Origin of the sequence: Geothrix sp. 21YS21S-4 (assembly GCF_030845995.1) — a bacterium.
Lineage (GTDB): Bacteria > Acidobacteriota > Holophagae > Holophagales > Holophagaceae > Geothrix.
Window position 1 is genome coordinate 1,444,200 of sequence record NZ_CP132719.1, and the last position, 14,463, is coordinate 1,458,662.

Consider the following 14,463-nt stretch of genomic DNA (forward strand, 5'->3'; position numbering starts at 1 on the left):
CATGAGCCTCCTCCTGGTGTCCTCCCTGGTGGCGTGCGGCGCCGCAATCCTGGCCGCGTGGGCGGCGCTGAGACGGGATCCCGCCCCCTTCGAGGCCCTTCGCCGCCATGCGGAAGACCTGGCCTCCCGGAACCGGGGCGAGGTCCAGCAGGCCCTGGCGGCCCAGCTCCAGCCGCTGTTGGCCGATCTCCGCCAGCTGCGGGCCGCCCAGGCGGAGACGCTGGGCGAGGGCTTTCGCGTGGTATCGGCCTCGGTGCAGGAAGCTCTGCGGGCCTCCCGCGGCGAGCAGGCCGCTCAGCTCGCGCAGGTGCAGGAGCAGGTCCAGCGGCGGCTGGAGGCCATCCAGGCTTCCAACGACGCGAAGCTGGAGCAGATGCGGCGGACCGTGGATGGCCAGCTCCACGAGGTGCTGGAGAAGCGGCTGGGCGAGAGCTTTGCCCTGGTGGCGCAGCGGCTGGAGCAGGTCCAGAAGGGACTGGGCGAGATGCAGTCCCTGGCCCAGGACGTGGACGGGCTCAAGCGCGCCCTCACCAACGTCAAGACGCGCGGCGTGCTGGGGGAGGCCCAACTGGGCGCCCTGCTGGAGCAGTTCCTCTCCCCGGGGCAGTACGCCGCCAACGTCAAAGTGCGGCCGAGGTCTCCGGAAATCGTGGAATTCGCGGTGAAGCTGCCGGGAGCGGAGGAGGGGGGCACCGTCTGGCTTCCCATCGACGCCAAGTTCCCCCTGGAGGACTACCAGCGCCTGACGGAGGCCTGCGAGGCCGGGGACGCGGTGGGGATGGAGGCCGCGGGCCGGGCTCTGGAAGCCCGGCTGCTCTCCCAGGCTCGGGACATCCGGGACAAGTACGTCGCGCCGCCCCACAGCACGGATTTCGGGTTGCTCTTCCTTCCCTTCGAGGGGCTGTACGCGGAGGCGCTCCGCCGTCCGGGGCTGTTCGAGCGCATCCAGCGGGACTGCAAGGTCGTCCTGGTCGGTCCCACCACCCTGACGGCCTTCCTGAACAGCCTGCAGGTGGGCTTCCGGACCCTGGCCATCAGCCGGCAGAGCGGCGAGGTGTGGAAGGTGCTCGGCCACGTGAAGGCGGAATTCGGGAAGTTCGGTTCCGCGCTGTCCGCCGTCCAGGACCGCCTGGATGACGCCAGCCGGCGCCTGGGCGAGGTCTCCAAGCGGAAGGAGCTGATGGAGCGGCGGCTGGCGGAGGTGGAAACCGCGCCCGAAGCCCATGCGGGGCCAGTGTTGGATTTGCAAAGAATCGGCGAATAATTTCCTTCCAAATCTTCGGAATTGCCTTAGGATTCGGCCCATCCGGAGGTGCGATGCACAAGGGGAAGGAACGCCTGGGGACGGCCGAAGTGATCGCGGTGGACCGGAACTACGTTCCCATGCAGGAAGTCAGCCGCCGCCGCGCCCTGTGCGCCGTCGTGGCCGGTCGCGCCCATGTGCTGAACCCGGCGACCTTCGAGCGCCATGGGAACCTGGAGGGCCGGCTGGAGCTGATCATCTTTCCCCATGCCCAGGCCTGCAGCGACTCCAAGCTGTTGCTAGGCCGCCTGGAACGGCGGGTCCTGCGCCGGGACCACTACCTCTGCCAATACGAGGGCTGCCAGCGGAAGGCCACCACCGTGGACCACGTCGTGCCCCTCTGCCAGGGCGGATCCACCACCTGGCAGAACCTGGTCGGCTGTTGCCTTCCTTGCAACCAGACAAAGGGCGGACGGACGCCGGATCAGGCGGGGATGGTCCTCAAGCGTTGGCCCAAGGGCCCCCGGGCCCATCTGTTCGAGCGGTTCGAGGAGCTGCTCAAACGGTCCAGCGCCGCCTGATCAGCCGGTGAGGGCCCGGGTCTTGAGGAGAAGTTCGGCCCACTCCCGTTCCGGATCGCTGCGGCGGGTGATCCCTCCGCCGGCCCAGTAGCGCAGGCGATCTCCGGCGATCTGGGCGGTGCGGATGGGCAGGGCCAGATCGAGGTCCCCGTTGGGGCCGATCCAGCCGAGGGCTCCGCAGTAGAAGCCCCGGGGCCCGGCCTCGGCGCGGGCGAGGTGGGCGCACACGGCGTGCTTGGGTGCCCCGGTCACGCTCCCGCCCGGCAGCACCGCCCGGAGGAGTTCCGCCAATCCAAGCCCGGGGCGGGCTTCCGCTTCGACGGTGCTCACGAGGTGCTGGACGGTGGGGTAGGTTTCCACCGCCAGGGCGCGGGTGACGGCGACGGTGCCGGTCCGCGCCACGCGGCCGAGGTCGTTCCGCACCAGGTCCAGGATCATGGTGTGCTCGGCCCGCTCTTTGGGATCCGCGGCGAGGGCGACCGCCGCCTGCCGGTCGGTTTCCGCCTTGCCGGTGAAGGGTGCGCTCCCCTTGATGGGCTCGGACCACACGCGGTTCCTCCGCCGGGCGAGGAGGCGCTCCATGCTCAGGCAGAGCAGGGTCAGGTCGCCCAGGTCCAGCAAGGCGCCGAAGGGCGGGCGGGCCCGGTTGAAGGCCGTGCGGGCCAGGGTGGAAACCGGGCCTTCCCATTTCCCCTCAAACGGAACGCACAGGTTGGCCACGTAGAATCCGCCGTCCCGGATGCGCGCTTGAACCACCTTCACTGCCTCGCGATGAGCGTGTTGGGTCCACTGGGGAAGGAGGAGCAGGTCGGCTCGCGCCGGGAAAGGGTGGTCTAAGAATAAGGGGTAATTCAAAACTTCAGGAGGCTTGTCTTCCCACGACCATGCTTCCGTTCCGGCCGGCCCCGCATAGAGGGCTCGCCGCAGCGCCGTCCAGCGCTGGCCGAGAGTGCCCTCGACCAGGGGCTGGCGGGGGAGGCTGGCTTCGTCGCAGGCCAGTTCAAAGGTCGCCGCGCCCACCCATGGACCGGCCTCTTGAGGCTGGATCGCCTCGAGGGCCTCCCAGGGGGAGCCGGAGAGGAGGCGGCCATCCACGCGGCTTTCCCAGGCCGAGCCGGTCCAGCGGGATTCCAGGACCGGACCTCCCGGCAACCCGAGCAGGTCTTCGCCCGTCCGGCCGTCGTGGAGCCGGAGGCCGCCGGGAATCGCGCTGGAAGGGTCAACGCCGGGCGTCCAGGGGGTGCGATGGCGGGGGGAAAGGTCCATGGGGCCATCATCCCATCGGTGGCGCCAGGGGTGATTCCGCACTAGCGTCGAAAAAGGAAGCGCTAACAATATTGGCTGGCGAATCAAATAATGACGTAAATCCTTCTTTTCTTTTTTCAAGGTTGGACCTAGGCTCTTGGGTCAGGAGGAACTCCCATGCCTTCAGTGGATATCAGTTCTCAAACCGGGAAAGACTTCGCGGGCGACGCGCTGATCGTCCCGGTGTTTTCCGGACGTGAACGCCATCGGCTGCCGCTGGCCATCAGCAAGGTCGCCCGCCAGGTGATGGATGAGGAGGATTTCAAGGCCGACTATCTTGAAGTTGTGCCGCTGCATCACCCCAATGGCGTCAAGGAGAGCCGCTGGATGGTGCTGGTGGGGCTGGGCGACGAAGAGAAGGTGACGCTCAACAAGATCCGCAAGGCCGTGGGCGCCGCCGCCCGGTTCTGCCTCAAGAAGAAGTGGAAGAAGATCGGCATCCTGTCGCCTTCCACGTCCACGCTGGAGCACGACTCGGTGCAGGTGTGCGTGGCCGAGGGCGCGCTTCTCGCGAACTATGACCTGGTGGCCTTCAAGGGCGGCAAGCCCGACGCGAAACAGTTTGCGTCCATCGAGATCTTTACCAATGGCGACGACACCCGCAAGGCGCGCCGCAAGCTGCCCATGGTGGAGGCCGGGGTCGCCGCCTGTCACCGGGTGCGGGACCTGGCCAACACCCCTCCGGGCGATCTCTATCCCGAGGTCTTCGCCGAAACCGCCGCCAAGCTCGCGAAGCAGCACAAGCTCCACTGCGAGGTGCTGGACGTGCCCGCGCTGGAGAAGGGCGGCTTCCGCTCGGTGCTGGCCGTCGGCCAGGGCAGCGTCCGCCCGCCCCGGGTGGTGAAGCTCGAGTACAAGCCCAAGGAGAAGCCCAAGAAGCACATCGTGCTCGTCGGCAAGGGCGTGTGCTTCGACTCCGGCGGCCTGTCCCTCAAGGACGCCTCGGGGATGGAGACGATGAAGGACGACATGACCGGCGCCGCCATCGTGCTCGCCACGCTGGTGGCCTGCGCCCAGCTGGAAGTCCCCGTGCAGGTCACGGGCCTCCTGGGCCTGGTGGAGAACATGCCGTCGGGCAGCAGCTACAAGCCGGGCGACGTTCTCCGCAGCCGCAGCGGGAAGACCATTGAAGTCCTCAACACGGACGCCGAGGGTCGCCTCGTCCTGGCGGATCTCCTGCACTACGCGGGCGAGCTGGAGGCGGATCACATCGTGGACCTGGCCACGCTGACGGGCGCGGCCCTGGTCGCCATGGGCGATGGCGTGTCCGCGGTGATGGGCACGGACCAGAAGCTGGTCGATGGGCTGCTGGACGCCGGCAGCGCGGTGGGCGAGCACCTGTGGCAGCTTCCCCTCGTCGAGGAGTACGCCGACCTGCTGAAGAGCCCGCTGGCCGACCTGAAGAACATCACCGGGATCCGCTGGGGCGGCACGATCACCGCCGGCCTGTTCCTCCGCGAGTTCACGGGCCAGGCCTCCTGGGCCCACGTGGATCTTTCGGGGAGCTGGTCGGGCAAGGAGCGGGATTACCGCACCCACGGGTCGAGTGGGGAAGGTCCCCGATTCCTCCTGGAATGGCTCATGGACTGAGGTCCCGCACCCCGTTGAAGAAGAGGGGGCTTCGGCCCCCTTTTTTTCAAAGGAGTGAAGATGTACCCCTTGACCGCGGCCCGGGGATGGGGATTTATTGAGGACTGCCTTCAATCTGTCCGATCCCACCCTACCTGGAGTTCCTATGGAAGCGATGGAGACCCTCACCAAGGCTGACCTGTCCAGACACTTGATGGAGCGCCTGGAACTGGGGAAGAAGGATGCCGATCTCCTCGTGAACACGTTCCTGGAGAGCATCGTCGAATCGCTGAAGACGGGCGAGGGCGTGGAGTTGCGCGGCTTCGGCAGCTTCCGCCTCCGCGACCGCCGCGCCCGCCAGGGCCGCAATCCCCGCAGCGGCGAGAGCATCCAGGTGCCGCCGAAGCGCGTGGTCTATTTCAAGCTGGGCAAGGAGCTCCGGAGCAAGCTGATCGACGAGTAGTAGTCCCCTTCACAAGGAGTCCCCATGCGCATCCGCAAGCTGCTCCTCGCCCTGCTGGCCGCCGTCGCCGTGGCGACTCCCGCGTTCGCGCAGAAGAAGCTGTCCAAGGCCGACAAGGCCAAGCTTCCCCGCATCGCGATCCTGGACTTCAAGGCCGCTCCCGATGCCTGGCACGGCTGGCGCTTCGGCGGGTGGGGCAACCAGATGGGCACCATCTCCAATCAGCTGCGCGACCTGTTCACCACCGAGATCGTCGAGAAGGGGCGGAACAAGATCCGCGTCATCGAGCGCGAGCGCTTGGCCGAGATCCGCGAAGAGCTGCACTTCCAGCAGAGCGGCGAAGTGGACACCGCCACCGTCCAGAAGATCGGCAAGCTGCTCGGCGTGAAGTACGTGATGACCGGCAAGGTCACCCGCTTCGCCTACAAGGAGAGCGGATTCGGCACCGGCTGGGGCGTGGGCGCGCTGGTGGGCCGCGTGACCGGCGATGGCATGGCCGGGGCCGTGGCGGGCAGCGTGAACGTCAAGAAGGCCTCCTTCACCGGCCGCCTGGATATTCGCCTGATCGAGGTGGAGACCGGCGAGATCCTGGGCGCCTGGAAGGACGAGGACAAGCTCTCGGACACCAGCGTGAAGGTGGCGGGAACGGGCGCCGAGGTGCAGTACGACGAGGAGCTGGTGAACAAGGTGTTCGAGCCCATCGTGGAGCGGCTCACGCCCAAGGTGCTGCGGGCCACCGTGGCCGCCGACGAGGACGAATAGCCTCCGCTTCGCAGCCGGACGGGAAGGGGGCCTCAGCGGCCCCCTTCGACATTCTGGAACCACTGGCCCGTGGCCTCGCGGATGGCCTCCGCGTAGCGGGGCCCTAGGACGTCCGCGCAGTGGAGGTGCCAGGTGGGGACCTCGATGATGCGCCCCGAGGCGAAGCGGGCGGCCAGGGCCCGCTGGACGGCGGGCGGCGCGAGGCGGTCCTCGGTGGCGAGGAAGCACAGGCTGGACGTGGCGAAGCGCGGCCCCGCGCGCTGGAGAAGGTCCGTCTCCGCGGGATCGTAATCCCCCATCCGACCTGCGGCGGCGCTGGCCATGGCGCCGATGGCGGGCGCGAGGACATGCCACCAGCGGTCCCGGGGGCCGCGGACCAGCCGTTCGGCGAAGCTCCGGGTACTGGCGGGCGCGCCTTCCCACACGATCCCGCCCAGGGGACCGCGTCCCTCGCGCTCCAGGGCTGCCAGCGCGAGCAGGCCCACCGAGGCCCCGAGGCTACGCCCCATCAGGACGATGCGGCGGCGGGGCGTTCCGGTTGCCTCCAGGTGGTGGACCATCCGCACGACTTCGGCGGACTCCCGGGCTCCGAAGGTGACGGCCGGCGCCGGTCCGCCGGCCCGCAGGGCGTCGTCCCGGCGGCGGTAGGTGAAGATGGCGGCGTCGAGGTTCGGGAACCACTTCAGCGCGGGACTGGTGCCCCAGCGGTCGTCCCCGAAGCCGTGCAGCAGAAGCACGACGCCCGGAGCGGGCTCGCGCCGCCGCAGCCGCCAGAGCTGCAGGCCGTCCACCTCTTCGGAGGACCAGGTGCCGCCGGGATCGCCGCCTTCGCCTTCGGCGAGGCCGCGATAGGTGGCTTCCACCCGCGCCAGGGGCTGCGGGCGATAGAAGGGCGGATCCACCAGCTCCCGGGCCACGGCCCGCGTTTTCCAGGCCATGAAGCCGCCGACGGCCAGCAGGGGCAGCACCCCCAGGCCGATCCACGCCCGGCGCCTCACCAGTAGCCCGTGGTCACGAGGATGGATCCTCCCGGATCGGCGACCCGGCACTGGCAGCTGAGGCGCTGGTCCGGCTCGGCGAGATTCCGCGCGAGGGCGCGCCGTTCCCGCAGGCGCGGGGCGCTGAGGCAGGTCGCGCCTTCTAGCACCGTGACCATGCAGCGGGCACAGGCGCCGCGGCCCGAGCAGGCGGACGCCACGGGGAGACTCGCCGCCAAACAGCGCGCCATCAGGGTTCCCCGTCCGCCCACGACGCGATCCGCCCGGCGGGTGCGGGCCACCAGGGCCACGGTTAGCGCACGAGCGCGGCGCTCACCCCGGGCAGCCCTTCCGCGGGAGGCAGGGGGTCCGGCTTGCCGTAGAGGACCGATTCCATCCGCTGGGCGAGGGCGACCACGTAGATGCCCTGGTCCGTCCCCATGTCCAGTTCGCCCATGTCGGGGCTGAAGGTCTCCCGCTGGCTCGTGAGGAAGTAGCGGTGCTTGCCCGCGGACAGGCCCTTGATCACGAGGCTCTTCGCGTCTTTGGGCAGCTGGGTCACGGGGATGCGGGCCCCGTCGAGGCTCAATTCCACCGGTCCACGGACGTCTCGGGTGAAGCGGAACACCACCGTTCCCGCCGGAATGGGCGACTTGGGCGTGAGGGGCACCTTCCGGCAACCGAGGAACAGGACGGCTCCCAGCAGCAACGCCAGCGTGGGAACGAGGAAACGGACCTTCATGCAGCCTCCGGGACCTTGATCATATGCCATCAGGAGCCGGGAGGTCTCATCGCCGCCCCGTCAGGGCAGCATCATCCACAGGGAGCCGCGCCACTCGGCGTTCCGCGGGCGCCGCGCCACGATTCCCGTGAGAGAGCCCGAACAGGCGAGTTCCAGCCGGCCGCCGGAGCGGTCCTCGAACTGGACGATGCGGGCGCGCGTCTTCTGCGTGGCGGACCAGCTGTCCGGATAGCCGCCGGGTTTGTCCCGCAGGATGCGCAGCATGTAGATTCCGCCCGTCTTCATCACCGTGAGCTGGAGCTCGAAGGGCGCGCCGGGTCCTTCGGGAACGAGCCGTCCCGTCAGGCGAATGAGCGCCGGAAGGCCGTTGCCCGCCGGCACCGCCATCACGGCGGCGGGCTCGAAGCGGTAGGCGGTTCCGTCGAGGGTGAGCGCGCCTCCGCCCCGCACGATTTCCTCCGCCTGGAAAGCCCGGGCGTCCTGGGCCGTCAGGAGGAGAAGGCAGGCCAGGGCGCGCGGGAAGTTCATGCTGACTCCAGAGGGGGCGGACTCTATTCTGGTGGTTTGATGCAGAGAGGTGAACCATGACCCGCGTGCTGTTCCAGACCGACAAGGGCGACATCAACCTGGAGCTTTTCCCCAAGGAAGCCCCGGGCACCGTGGCGAACTTCGTCAAGCTCATCGAATCCGGCTTCTACGACGGCCTGGCCTTCCACCGCGTGATCCCGGACTTCGTCATCCAGGGCGGCTGCCCCAACACCAAGGCCGGCGCCTCGGGGATGCCCGGCACCGGCGGCCCCGGCTGGAAGATCAAGTGCGAGACGGCTGGTAATCCCCACCAGCACAAGCTGGGCGCCGTCTCCATGGCCCACGCCGGGAAGGATACCGGCGGCAGCCAGTTCTTCGTGGTCAACGGCGACCGCCGGAACGTAGCGCACCTGGACGGCGTCCACACCGTGTTCGGCCAGTGCGCGTCCGACGAGGACATCAAGGTCGTCCAGGCCATCAAGCCCAATGATCGGATCCTCAAAGCCACCGTGGTGGAAGCCTAGGTTTCAGTCGAAAATAGAGATGGAAAATCGGGCGGCCTGGCCGCCCGATTCCATATCGGGGAGGGCGCATGGGCGACGGAAGACAGCGCTGCGGGTGGGCGGGCACCGATCCGCTCTATATCGCGTATCACGATGAGGAGTGGGGCGTTCCGGTCCACGACGATCGCCGGCTCTTCGAGTTCCTGATCCTGGAAGGCGCGCAGGCGGGGCTGAGCTGGATCACCGTCCTGCGGAAGCGGGAAGCCTACCGCACAGCCTTCCTGGGCTTCGATCCGGCGCGGGTGGCGGCGCTGACGGATGGCGATCTGGAGGCCCTTCTGCTGGATCCCGGGATCGTCCGGAACCGCTTGAAGGTCTTCTCCGCCCGGGACAACGCCCGCGCCTTCCTCGCGGTGCAGCGGGAGTTCGGCAGCTTCGACGCCTTCCTGTGGTCCTTCGTCGGGGGCGGTCCCCGGCTCAACCGTCCCGCGACGCTGGCGGAGGTCCCCGCGGTGTCGCCCGAAGCCGAAGCCCTCAGCAAGGCGCTCAAGAAAAGGGGATTCCGCTTCGTGGGCCCCACGATTATGTACGCCTTCATGCAGGCCGTGGGCATGGTGGATGACCACGTCTCGGACTGCTGGAGGCGGGCCGGCCGCGGCCCGCGCTAGACTGGAACGTCCGGAGCCGCCGTGTCCAAGCCCTTCTACATCACCACGCCCATCTACTACGTCAACGACCGGCCCCACATCGGGCATACGTACACCACGGTGCTGGCGGACGTCATCGCCCGGTTCCACCGGATGCGCGGGGAGGACGTGCGCTTTCTGACGGGCACCGACGAGCACGGCCAGAAGGTCGAGAAGGCCGCCGCGGCGCGCGGGATCACGCCCAAGCAGCTGGCCGACGAGGTGGTGGCCAATTACACCGACCTGTGGGCGCGGATGGGGATGACCCACTTCCGGTTCATCCGCACCACGGACGAGGACCACCGCGCGCAGGTCCAGCGCCTCTTCAAGCGCCTGCTCGACAAGGGCGACATCTACAAGGCCACCTACAAGGGCCTCTACTCGGTGAGCGACGAGGCCTACGTCACCGAGACCCAGGCCAAGGAGCTGCAGGCCCAGGGCCTGGCCCACCAACTGGTGGAGCTGGAGGAGGAGACCTACTTCTTCCGCCTCAGCGCCTACCAGGACCGACTGCTGGAGTACTACGCCGCGCATCCGGAATTCGTGCAGCCGGACTTTCGCTTCAACGAGGTCAAGCGCTTCGTGGAAGGTGGGCTCCAGGACCTGTCCATCAGCCGCACCAGCATCAGTTGGGGCATTCCTGTCCCGGGCGACGAGAAGCACGTCATCTACGTCTGGTTCGACGCCCTGCTGAACTACCTGACCGGCTGTCCCGCCAACGGCTGGCCGCCGGACCTGCAGCTGGTCGGAAAGGACATCCTCCGGTTCCACGCCGTCTACTGGCCGGCCTTCCTGATGGCCGCGGGAATGCTCCAGCCGACGACGATCCTGGCCCACGGCTGGTGGCTGATGGGCGAGGACAAGATGTCCAAGAGCAAGGGGAACGTGGTGCGGCCCGACACCCTGCTGAAGTTCGGGAACGACGCGCTCCGCTTCTACTTCATGCGCGACATGCAGGTGGGCCACGACCGCGCCTTCGGGTTCGACGGCTTCATCGATCGTCTCAACGCGGATCTCGCCAACGGCCTGGGCAACCTCGCCTCGCGCACGTTGAGTATGATCCAGCGCTACCGTGGCGGCGTGGTCCCTCTGCCTTCGGTCCTGGACGATCTGGACCGCGAGATGGCGAAGGGCCTGTTGGAGGTCTTCCCCGAATACCTGGAGAAGGCCCGGGCCAATGACTTCCATGGCGCGCTGGACGCGCTGTGGACCTATCTGCGCGCCCTGGACGGCTACATTGTCAAGGCCGAGCCCTGGAAGCTGGCCAAGGATCCTGTCAACGACCCCAAGCTGGATGCCGTCCTGGCGATCCTCTACCGCGCGCTTCGCGCCACGGCGCTGCTCGTGGCTCCCGTGATGCCCGAACTGGCGCAGGCCCTGTGGGAGTCCCTGGGCCACGCGACGAAGGTGGCGGAGAAGACCTTCCACGGCTTCGCCCTCGACGGTCCGGCCGTCGGTCCCATCGGCGAGCCCCGGCCCCTGTTCCAGCGCATCGACAAGGAGAAGGAAATGAGCGAGCTTGAGACCTCTGCGACCGCACCGGCCGAGGTGAAACCCGCGCTGGACGTGCCCGCGATCCGGGAGACCGTGGATGCGGACACCTTCTTCCAGGTGGACCTGCGCGTGGGCAGGATCCTCGAAGCGGAGCGCGTCCCCAAGAGCGACAAGCTCATCAAGATGAAGGTGGACATCGGCCTCGAGCAGCGCACCATCGTGGGCGGAATCGGCAAGGCCTACGAGCCCGCCGACCTGCTGGAGAAGCTGGTCGTCGTCGTGGCGAACCTGGCGCCCCGCAAGCTGATGGGCATCGAGAGCCACGGGATGCTGCTCGCCGCCAGCGACAACGCCAGCAAGCCCTACCTGGTCGCGCCGCCGAGCGACGCCCAGCCCGGGTTCCTGGTGAAGTGAAGCGCCCGGTCTTCAGTTTCGAGGCGGAGATCCTCACGGACGCCCCTTTCGAGGTGGTGGTCGCCCGGCTGCGGAATCCCGGTTCCGACGGCTTCCGCAGCCTCCAGAGCCTTCAAGGCTGGCAGGTCCCTCTCATGGAGGACGGCCGCTTGATCCTGCGGTGGACGAGGGCTCTGAGCGGCGCCGAGGAATCCGGCGCCCTCACCGTTTCTCCCGATCCCAAGGGGGCCCATCTGCGACTCGAAGGGCGGATGAAGGGATGGGGGAGCTTCCTGTTCTTCGGCCTGCTCCGGTGGAGGACCGACCGCCTTCTGGACCGCCTGGTGGAGGAACTGTGAAGCCCGTGCTGTGGATGAAGTCGAGCTGCACCACCTGCCGGAACGCCCGCGCCAAACTGGCGGAGCTGGGGATCGACGTGGAGGTGCGGGACTACTTCAAGCGGCCCCTGGAAGCCGCGGAACTGGAAGCGCTGCTGCCTACCGATCCCGCGCCGATGCTGGGGACGAAGAGCCCCAAGTACAAGGAGCTGGGGCTGAAGGACCGGCCCCTCACCAAGGCCGAGGCCATCGCGCTGATGGTGGCGGACAACAACCTGCTCAAGCGGCCCATCCTCGTGCATCCCAAGGGCGTGGTGATCGGCTTCGATCCCGCGGCCTACGCCGCCCTGCTTTCCTGACGGAGCCTCCCATGCGCTTCTACAGCTGGAACGTGAACGGTTTCCGGTCGGTCCTGAAGAAGGGCTTCATGGACTGGCTGGAGGTCGCGGAGCCCGACGCCCTGTCGCTCCAGGAGATCCGTTGCGAATGGGAGGAGGCCGATCTCGGCGTTCGCCGCCAGATCGAGAGCGCCTACGACGTCTGCTGGTTCCCGGCCACGAGCAAGAAGGGCTACGCCGGCGCCGCCACGCTGACCAAGAAGGAGCTGGGCTTCACCCACACCAAAGGGCTGGGCATCGGCCACTATGACGCCGAGGGCCGGATGATCGTGTCGCGGAAGGACAACCTCGTCCTCATCGCCGGGTACTTTCCCAACGCCTCCCAGGGGCTGGTCCGCCTGCCGTTCAAGCGCGAGTTCGCCAAGGACCTCACCGCCTTCGTCGCCAAGCACCACGCCGCCGGCGACCACGTGATCCTCACCGGCGACATGAACGTGGCGCCGGAGGAGATCGATCTGGCCCGGCCGCGGGACAACGTCAAGAATCCCGGGTTCACGCCGGAGGAGCGGGAGGACTTCAAGCTCTACCTGGGCGCGGGGCTGGTGGACGTGCTGCGGGAGCGGAATCCTGGCGTGCCCGGTCTCTACACGTGGTGGACGGCCCGCGGCGGCGCCCGGGAGCGGAACGTGGGGTGGCGGATCGACCTCTTCCTCGCCAGCCGGCCCTTGCTGGAACGAATCAAGGACGTGCGGATCCACGCGGACGTTCTGGGTTCGGACCACTGCCCCATCAGCCTCGAACTGGACTGATGCCGGGAGACGGACCCAAGGTTTTCTTTTTACCGCCAAGACGCTAAGGACGCCAAGAAAAGCAAATCTTTTTGGGCGCCCTTCTCATACCCATAGGCGATCAAGATCAAGACTTTCCTTTCACCGCCAAGGCACCAAGAAGCTCTACCCAATGGGGATACCTTCTTGGCGCCCTTGGTGTCTTGGCGGTGATCTTTCATCTTTTGAATGCAAATTGCCGGGCATAGGGACAAGAAGAAGGCCCCGGATCGGGGCCTTCTTCTTTTGGTGGGGGATGCTCTACTTGATCCGCCTCAGCGAGGGATCCTTCAGCATCTCCTTGGCGGTGGCGGCGTTCTTGCCGTTGGGCGCCAGCTCCAGGTACTGCTCCAGGTGGGTCTTGGTGCCCTTCAGGTTGTTGTCCCCGAATTCGACCATGGCGAGGAGGTAGTGGGCCTCGGCGTATTTGGGATCCACCTCGAGGGTCTTGTGGAACTGGGCCTTGGCTTCCTTCGTGTGCCCGGCGTTGAATGCCTCCACGCCCTTGTTGTAGATCACGTCGGGGTTGGGGCCCTGGAGAGTTTCGAGCTGCGCGGTGTACTTCTGCTCGGCGACCTTGTCCGCCTTCGCCTTGCTCACCTGGATGAGTCCGAGGAGCACCCGCTCGTCCTTGGGATTCCGCTCCAGAGCTTTCACGAGGTAGGGCTCGGCGTCTTCCTTCTTGGCGCCCGCCTGGGCCATGGTGATCCCGAGAACGCGCTCGATCTTGAGGATTTCCGGCGCCAGATCCGCTTTGGCCTGTTCGTCCTTCAGCTTGTCCTTGGCTTCCATCAGGGTCTTGTAGGCCTTTTCGATGTGGGGGAGGGCCTCGGCGTAGTTGCCCTCGTTGTAGAGGGGAATGGCCAGGTTGAAGGCTTCGCGGCCTTCCATGTCCAGGGCCGCGCCGGGATCCTCGGGGACGGCCTGACCGCCGGTGGCGGGAGCCTGGGCACGGGCTTCGGCGGGAGTCAGGAGGGTGATGTTCTTGATGAGGACGTCGGCGAGCGGGATCTTGATGTGCTCCTTGTAGTCGACGTAGCCTTCCGCGCTTACGGTCATATCGAACTCTTTGGGTTCGAGGCCCACCTGCAGGAAGTTGCCGCTCTTGTCGGCCATCAGATCCTTGGTCCAGTTCCGATCCGACCGCTTGAGATTCACTTTCGCGCCAGCCAAGGGCTTGCCTTCCTTGTTGACGACTTTTCCGGAGATCCGGCCCGTCTGTTCCGCATGGATGGACATGCAGGCCGCGGGGAGCATGAGCGTGACTATGAGGCGTCGCATGGTCTTCCTCCAAACCCATCCATCCTTCCACAGGCCGGCTTTTCCGCCGAGTGCTTTTCATCAAAAGGACCGGCCGTGCGGGAAATTCCCGGCTGTGATAGGCTTCCCGCCAGACAAGTCCTGAAAGCGTTCGAGGTAGCCATGAGTCCTTCGGTACCGGAAGCCTCCCTGAAGGCTCTGATGCATCTGCTGGCGGAGCAGGCGCTCATGGCGCTGGGCGTCCCGCATCCGATGATGAAGGAAGTCCCTCCCGCAAACCCAGCGGCGGCGCGGTTCTACGTGGATCTGCTCACCGTTCTCAAGGAGAAGACCGAAGGCGCTCGCACGGAATCGGAGACCCGCGAACTGGACGATCTGTTGTACGGCCTCCGAATGCGAGTGATGGACCTGAAGCCGGCCGCGGACGTGCCCGCGGATCCGAAGTGACCGGTAC

The 14,463-nt window shown here is 67.1% G+C and carries 18 protein-coding genes; 12 read left to right on the forward strand and 6 right to left on the reverse strand.

What is annotated here, in order from left to right; translation table 11 throughout:
- Nucleotide 1 precedes the first annotated feature (1 nt).
- Nucleotides 2-1,264 (forward strand): DNA recombination protein RmuC, encoded by a 1,263-nt coding sequence (rmuC, locus tag RAH39_RS06560; protein ID WP_306592010.1) that lies wholly within the window; start codon nt 2-4, stop codon nt 1,262-1,264.
- 53 nt (nt 1,265-1,317) lie between these two features.
- A complete protein-coding gene (locus RAH39_RS06565) occupies nt 1,318-1,824 on the forward strand; it encodes an HNH endonuclease (RefSeq protein ID WP_306592011.1) in 507 nt (168 codons plus the stop codon).
- Here RAH39_RS06565 and RAH39_RS06570 read toward each other — a convergent pair whose 3' ends face one another.
- Entirely contained in the window at nt 1,825-3,090 is a 1,266-nt protein-coding gene (locus RAH39_RS06570) for a chorismate-binding protein (RefSeq protein ID WP_306592012.1), read from the reverse strand. It lies immediately after the preceding gene.
- 156 nt (nt 3,091-3,246) lie between these two features.
- Between RAH39_RS06570 and RAH39_RS06575 the strand changes: the two genes are divergently transcribed.
- The 3 genes from RAH39_RS06575 to RAH39_RS06585 all read left to right on the forward strand — a co-directional run bounded on the left by RAH39_RS06575 (nt 3,247) and on the right by RAH39_RS06585 (nt 5,923).
- Nucleotides 3,247-4,719 carry a leucyl aminopeptidase gene (locus RAH39_RS06575; RefSeq protein WP_306592013.1) on the forward strand — a complete coding sequence of 491 codons (1,473 nt, stop codon included), beginning with the start codon at nt 3,247-3,249 and terminating at the stop codon, nt 4,717-4,719.
- Between the two features lie 145 nt (nt 4,720-4,864).
- The gene (locus RAH39_RS06580; protein WP_373467346.1) at nt 4,865-5,161 is read left to right on the forward strand and encodes an HU family DNA-binding protein; all 297 of its coding nucleotides are present in this window, start codon (nt 4,865-4,867) and stop codon (nt 5,159-5,161) included.
- Between the two features lie 24 nt (nt 5,162-5,185).
- Nucleotides 5,186-5,923, forward strand: coding sequence for a CsgG/HfaB family protein (locus RAH39_RS06585; RefSeq protein ID WP_306592014.1), 738 nt, complete (start codon nt 5,186-5,188; stop codon nt 5,921-5,923).
- 32 nt (nt 5,924-5,955) lie between these two features.
- Here the strand turns inward: RAH39_RS06585 and RAH39_RS06590 are convergent, their stop codons facing one another.
- From RAH39_RS06590 to RAH39_RS06605, 4 genes are read right to left on the reverse strand one after another with little or no spacing between them, the layout of a single operon-like run.
- Nucleotides 5,956-6,921 (reverse strand): alpha/beta hydrolase, encoded by a 966-nt coding sequence (locus tag RAH39_RS06590; RefSeq protein WP_306592015.1) that lies wholly within the window; start codon nt 6,919-6,921, stop codon nt 5,956-5,958.
- Nucleotides 6,918-7,202, reverse strand: a complete 285-nt coding sequence (locus RAH39_RS06595) for a 2Fe-2S iron-sulfur cluster-binding protein (protein WP_306592016.1) — start codon at nt 7,200-7,202, stop codon at nt 6,918-6,920. The genes RAH39_RS06590 and RAH39_RS06595 overlap by 4 nt, the downstream gene beginning before the upstream one ends.
- Nucleotides 7,203-7,213: 11 nt before the next feature.
- A complete protein-coding gene (locus RAH39_RS06600; protein ID WP_306592017.1) occupies nt 7,214-7,642 on the reverse strand; it encodes a hypothetical protein in 429 nt (142 codons plus the stop codon).
- Nucleotides 7,643-7,702: 60 nt separating this feature from the next.
- Nucleotides 7,703-8,170, reverse strand: a complete 468-nt coding sequence (locus tag RAH39_RS06605) for a cupin domain-containing protein (protein ID WP_306592018.1) — start codon at nt 8,168-8,170, stop codon at nt 7,703-7,705.
- A 56-nt stretch (nt 8,171-8,226) separates the two neighbouring features.
- Between RAH39_RS06605 and RAH39_RS06610 the strand changes: the two genes are divergently transcribed.
- The 6 genes from RAH39_RS06610 (at nt 8,227) to RAH39_RS06635 (ending at nt 12,731) form a co-directional block, all read left to right on the forward strand.
- Complete coding sequence (locus RAH39_RS06610) at nt 8,227-8,694, forward strand: peptidylprolyl isomerase (RefSeq protein WP_306592019.1); 468 nt, start codon at nt 8,227-8,229, stop codon at nt 8,692-8,694.
- A gap of 68 nt (nt 8,695-8,762) precedes the next feature.
- Complete coding sequence (locus tag RAH39_RS06615; protein ID WP_306592020.1) at nt 8,763-9,341, forward strand: DNA-3-methyladenine glycosylase I; 579 nt, start codon at nt 8,763-8,765, stop codon at nt 9,339-9,341.
- 21 nt (nt 9,342-9,362) lie between these two features.
- Nucleotides 9,363-11,267, forward strand: a complete 1,905-nt coding sequence (gene metG, locus RAH39_RS06620; RefSeq protein WP_306592021.1) for a methionine--tRNA ligase — start codon at nt 9,363-9,365, stop codon at nt 11,265-11,267.
- On the forward strand, nt 11,264-11,605 hold the full coding sequence (locus RAH39_RS06625; RefSeq protein ID WP_306592022.1) for a hypothetical protein: 342 nt from the start codon (nt 11,264-11,266) through the stop codon (nt 11,603-11,605). Before metG ends, RAH39_RS06625 begins: the two co-directional genes overlap by 4 nt.
- On the forward strand, nt 11,602-11,943 hold the full coding sequence (locus RAH39_RS06630; protein ID WP_306592023.1) for an arsenate reductase family protein: 342 nt from the start codon (nt 11,602-11,604) through the stop codon (nt 11,941-11,943). Before RAH39_RS06625 ends, RAH39_RS06630 begins: the two co-directional genes overlap by 4 nt.
- Nucleotides 11,944-11,954: 11 nt before the next feature.
- A complete protein-coding gene (locus RAH39_RS06635; RefSeq protein WP_306592024.1) occupies nt 11,955-12,731 on the forward strand; it encodes an exodeoxyribonuclease III in 777 nt (258 codons plus the stop codon).
- Between the two features lie 279 nt (nt 12,732-13,010).
- Here RAH39_RS06635 and RAH39_RS06640 read toward each other — a convergent pair whose 3' ends face one another.
- Nucleotides 13,011-14,030 (reverse strand): carboxypeptidase-like regulatory domain-containing protein, encoded by a 1,020-nt coding sequence (locus tag RAH39_RS06640; protein ID WP_306592025.1) that lies wholly within the window; start codon nt 14,028-14,030, stop codon nt 13,011-13,013.
- A 141-nt stretch (nt 14,031-14,171) separates the two neighbouring features.
- On the opposite strand from RAH39_RS06640, the gene RAH39_RS06645 reads away from it, so the two are divergent.
- Nucleotides 14,172-14,456: a DUF1844 domain-containing protein gene (locus RAH39_RS06645; protein ID WP_306592026.1), complete on the forward strand. Its 285-nt coding sequence runs from the start codon at nt 14,172-14,174 to the stop codon at nt 14,454-14,456.
- The last annotated feature ends 7 nt before the right edge of the window (nt 14,457-14,463 follow it).

Excerpts from the sequence above, each read along its gene's own strand:
- RAH39_RS06580 (WP_373467346.1), top strand. The coding sequence starts at position 4,865 with ATGGAAGCGATGGAGACCCTCACCAAGGCTGACCTGTCCAGACACTTG.
- rmuC (WP_306592010.1), top strand. The coding sequence starts at position 2 with ATGAGCCTCCTCCTGGTGTCCTCCCTGGTGGCGTGCGGCGCCGCAATC.
- RAH39_RS06605 (WP_306592018.1), bottom strand. The coding sequence starts at position 8,170 with ATGAACTTCCCGCGCGCCCTGGCCTGCCTTCTCCTCCTGACGGCCCAG.
- RAH39_RS06615 (WP_306592020.1), top strand. The coding sequence starts at position 8,763 with ATGGGCGACGGAAGACAGCGCTGCGGGTGGGCGGGCACCGATCCGCTC.
- RAH39_RS06640 (WP_306592025.1), bottom strand. The coding sequence starts at position 14,030 with ATGCGACGCCTCATAGTCACGCTCATGCTCCCCGCGGCCTGCATGTCC.
- RAH39_RS06645 (WP_306592026.1), top strand. The coding sequence starts at position 14,172 with ATGAGTCCTTCGGTACCGGAAGCCTCCCTGAAGGCTCTGATGCATCTG.
- RAH39_RS06570 (WP_306592012.1), bottom strand. The coding sequence starts at position 3,090 with ATGGACCTTTCCCCCCGCCATCGCACCCCCTGGACGCCCGGCGTTGAC.
- RAH39_RS06600 (WP_306592017.1), bottom strand. The coding sequence starts at position 7,642 with ATGAAGGTCCGTTTCCTCGTTCCCACGCTGGCGTTGCTGCTGGGAGCC.
- RAH39_RS06565 (WP_306592011.1), top strand. The coding sequence starts at position 1,318 with ATGCACAAGGGGAAGGAACGCCTGGGGACGGCCGAAGTGATCGCGGTG.
- RAH39_RS06610 (WP_306592019.1), top strand. The coding sequence starts at position 8,227 with ATGACCCGCGTGCTGTTCCAGACCGACAAGGGCGACATCAACCTGGAG.
- RAH39_RS06585 (WP_306592014.1), top strand. The coding sequence starts at position 5,186 with ATGCGCATCCGCAAGCTGCTCCTCGCCCTGCTGGCCGCCGTCGCCGTG.
- RAH39_RS06575 (WP_306592013.1), top strand. The coding sequence starts at position 3,247 with ATGCCTTCAGTGGATATCAGTTCTCAAACCGGGAAAGACTTCGCGGGC.
- RAH39_RS06635 (WP_306592024.1), top strand. The coding sequence starts at position 11,955 with ATGCGCTTCTACAGCTGGAACGTGAACGGTTTCCGGTCGGTCCTGAAG.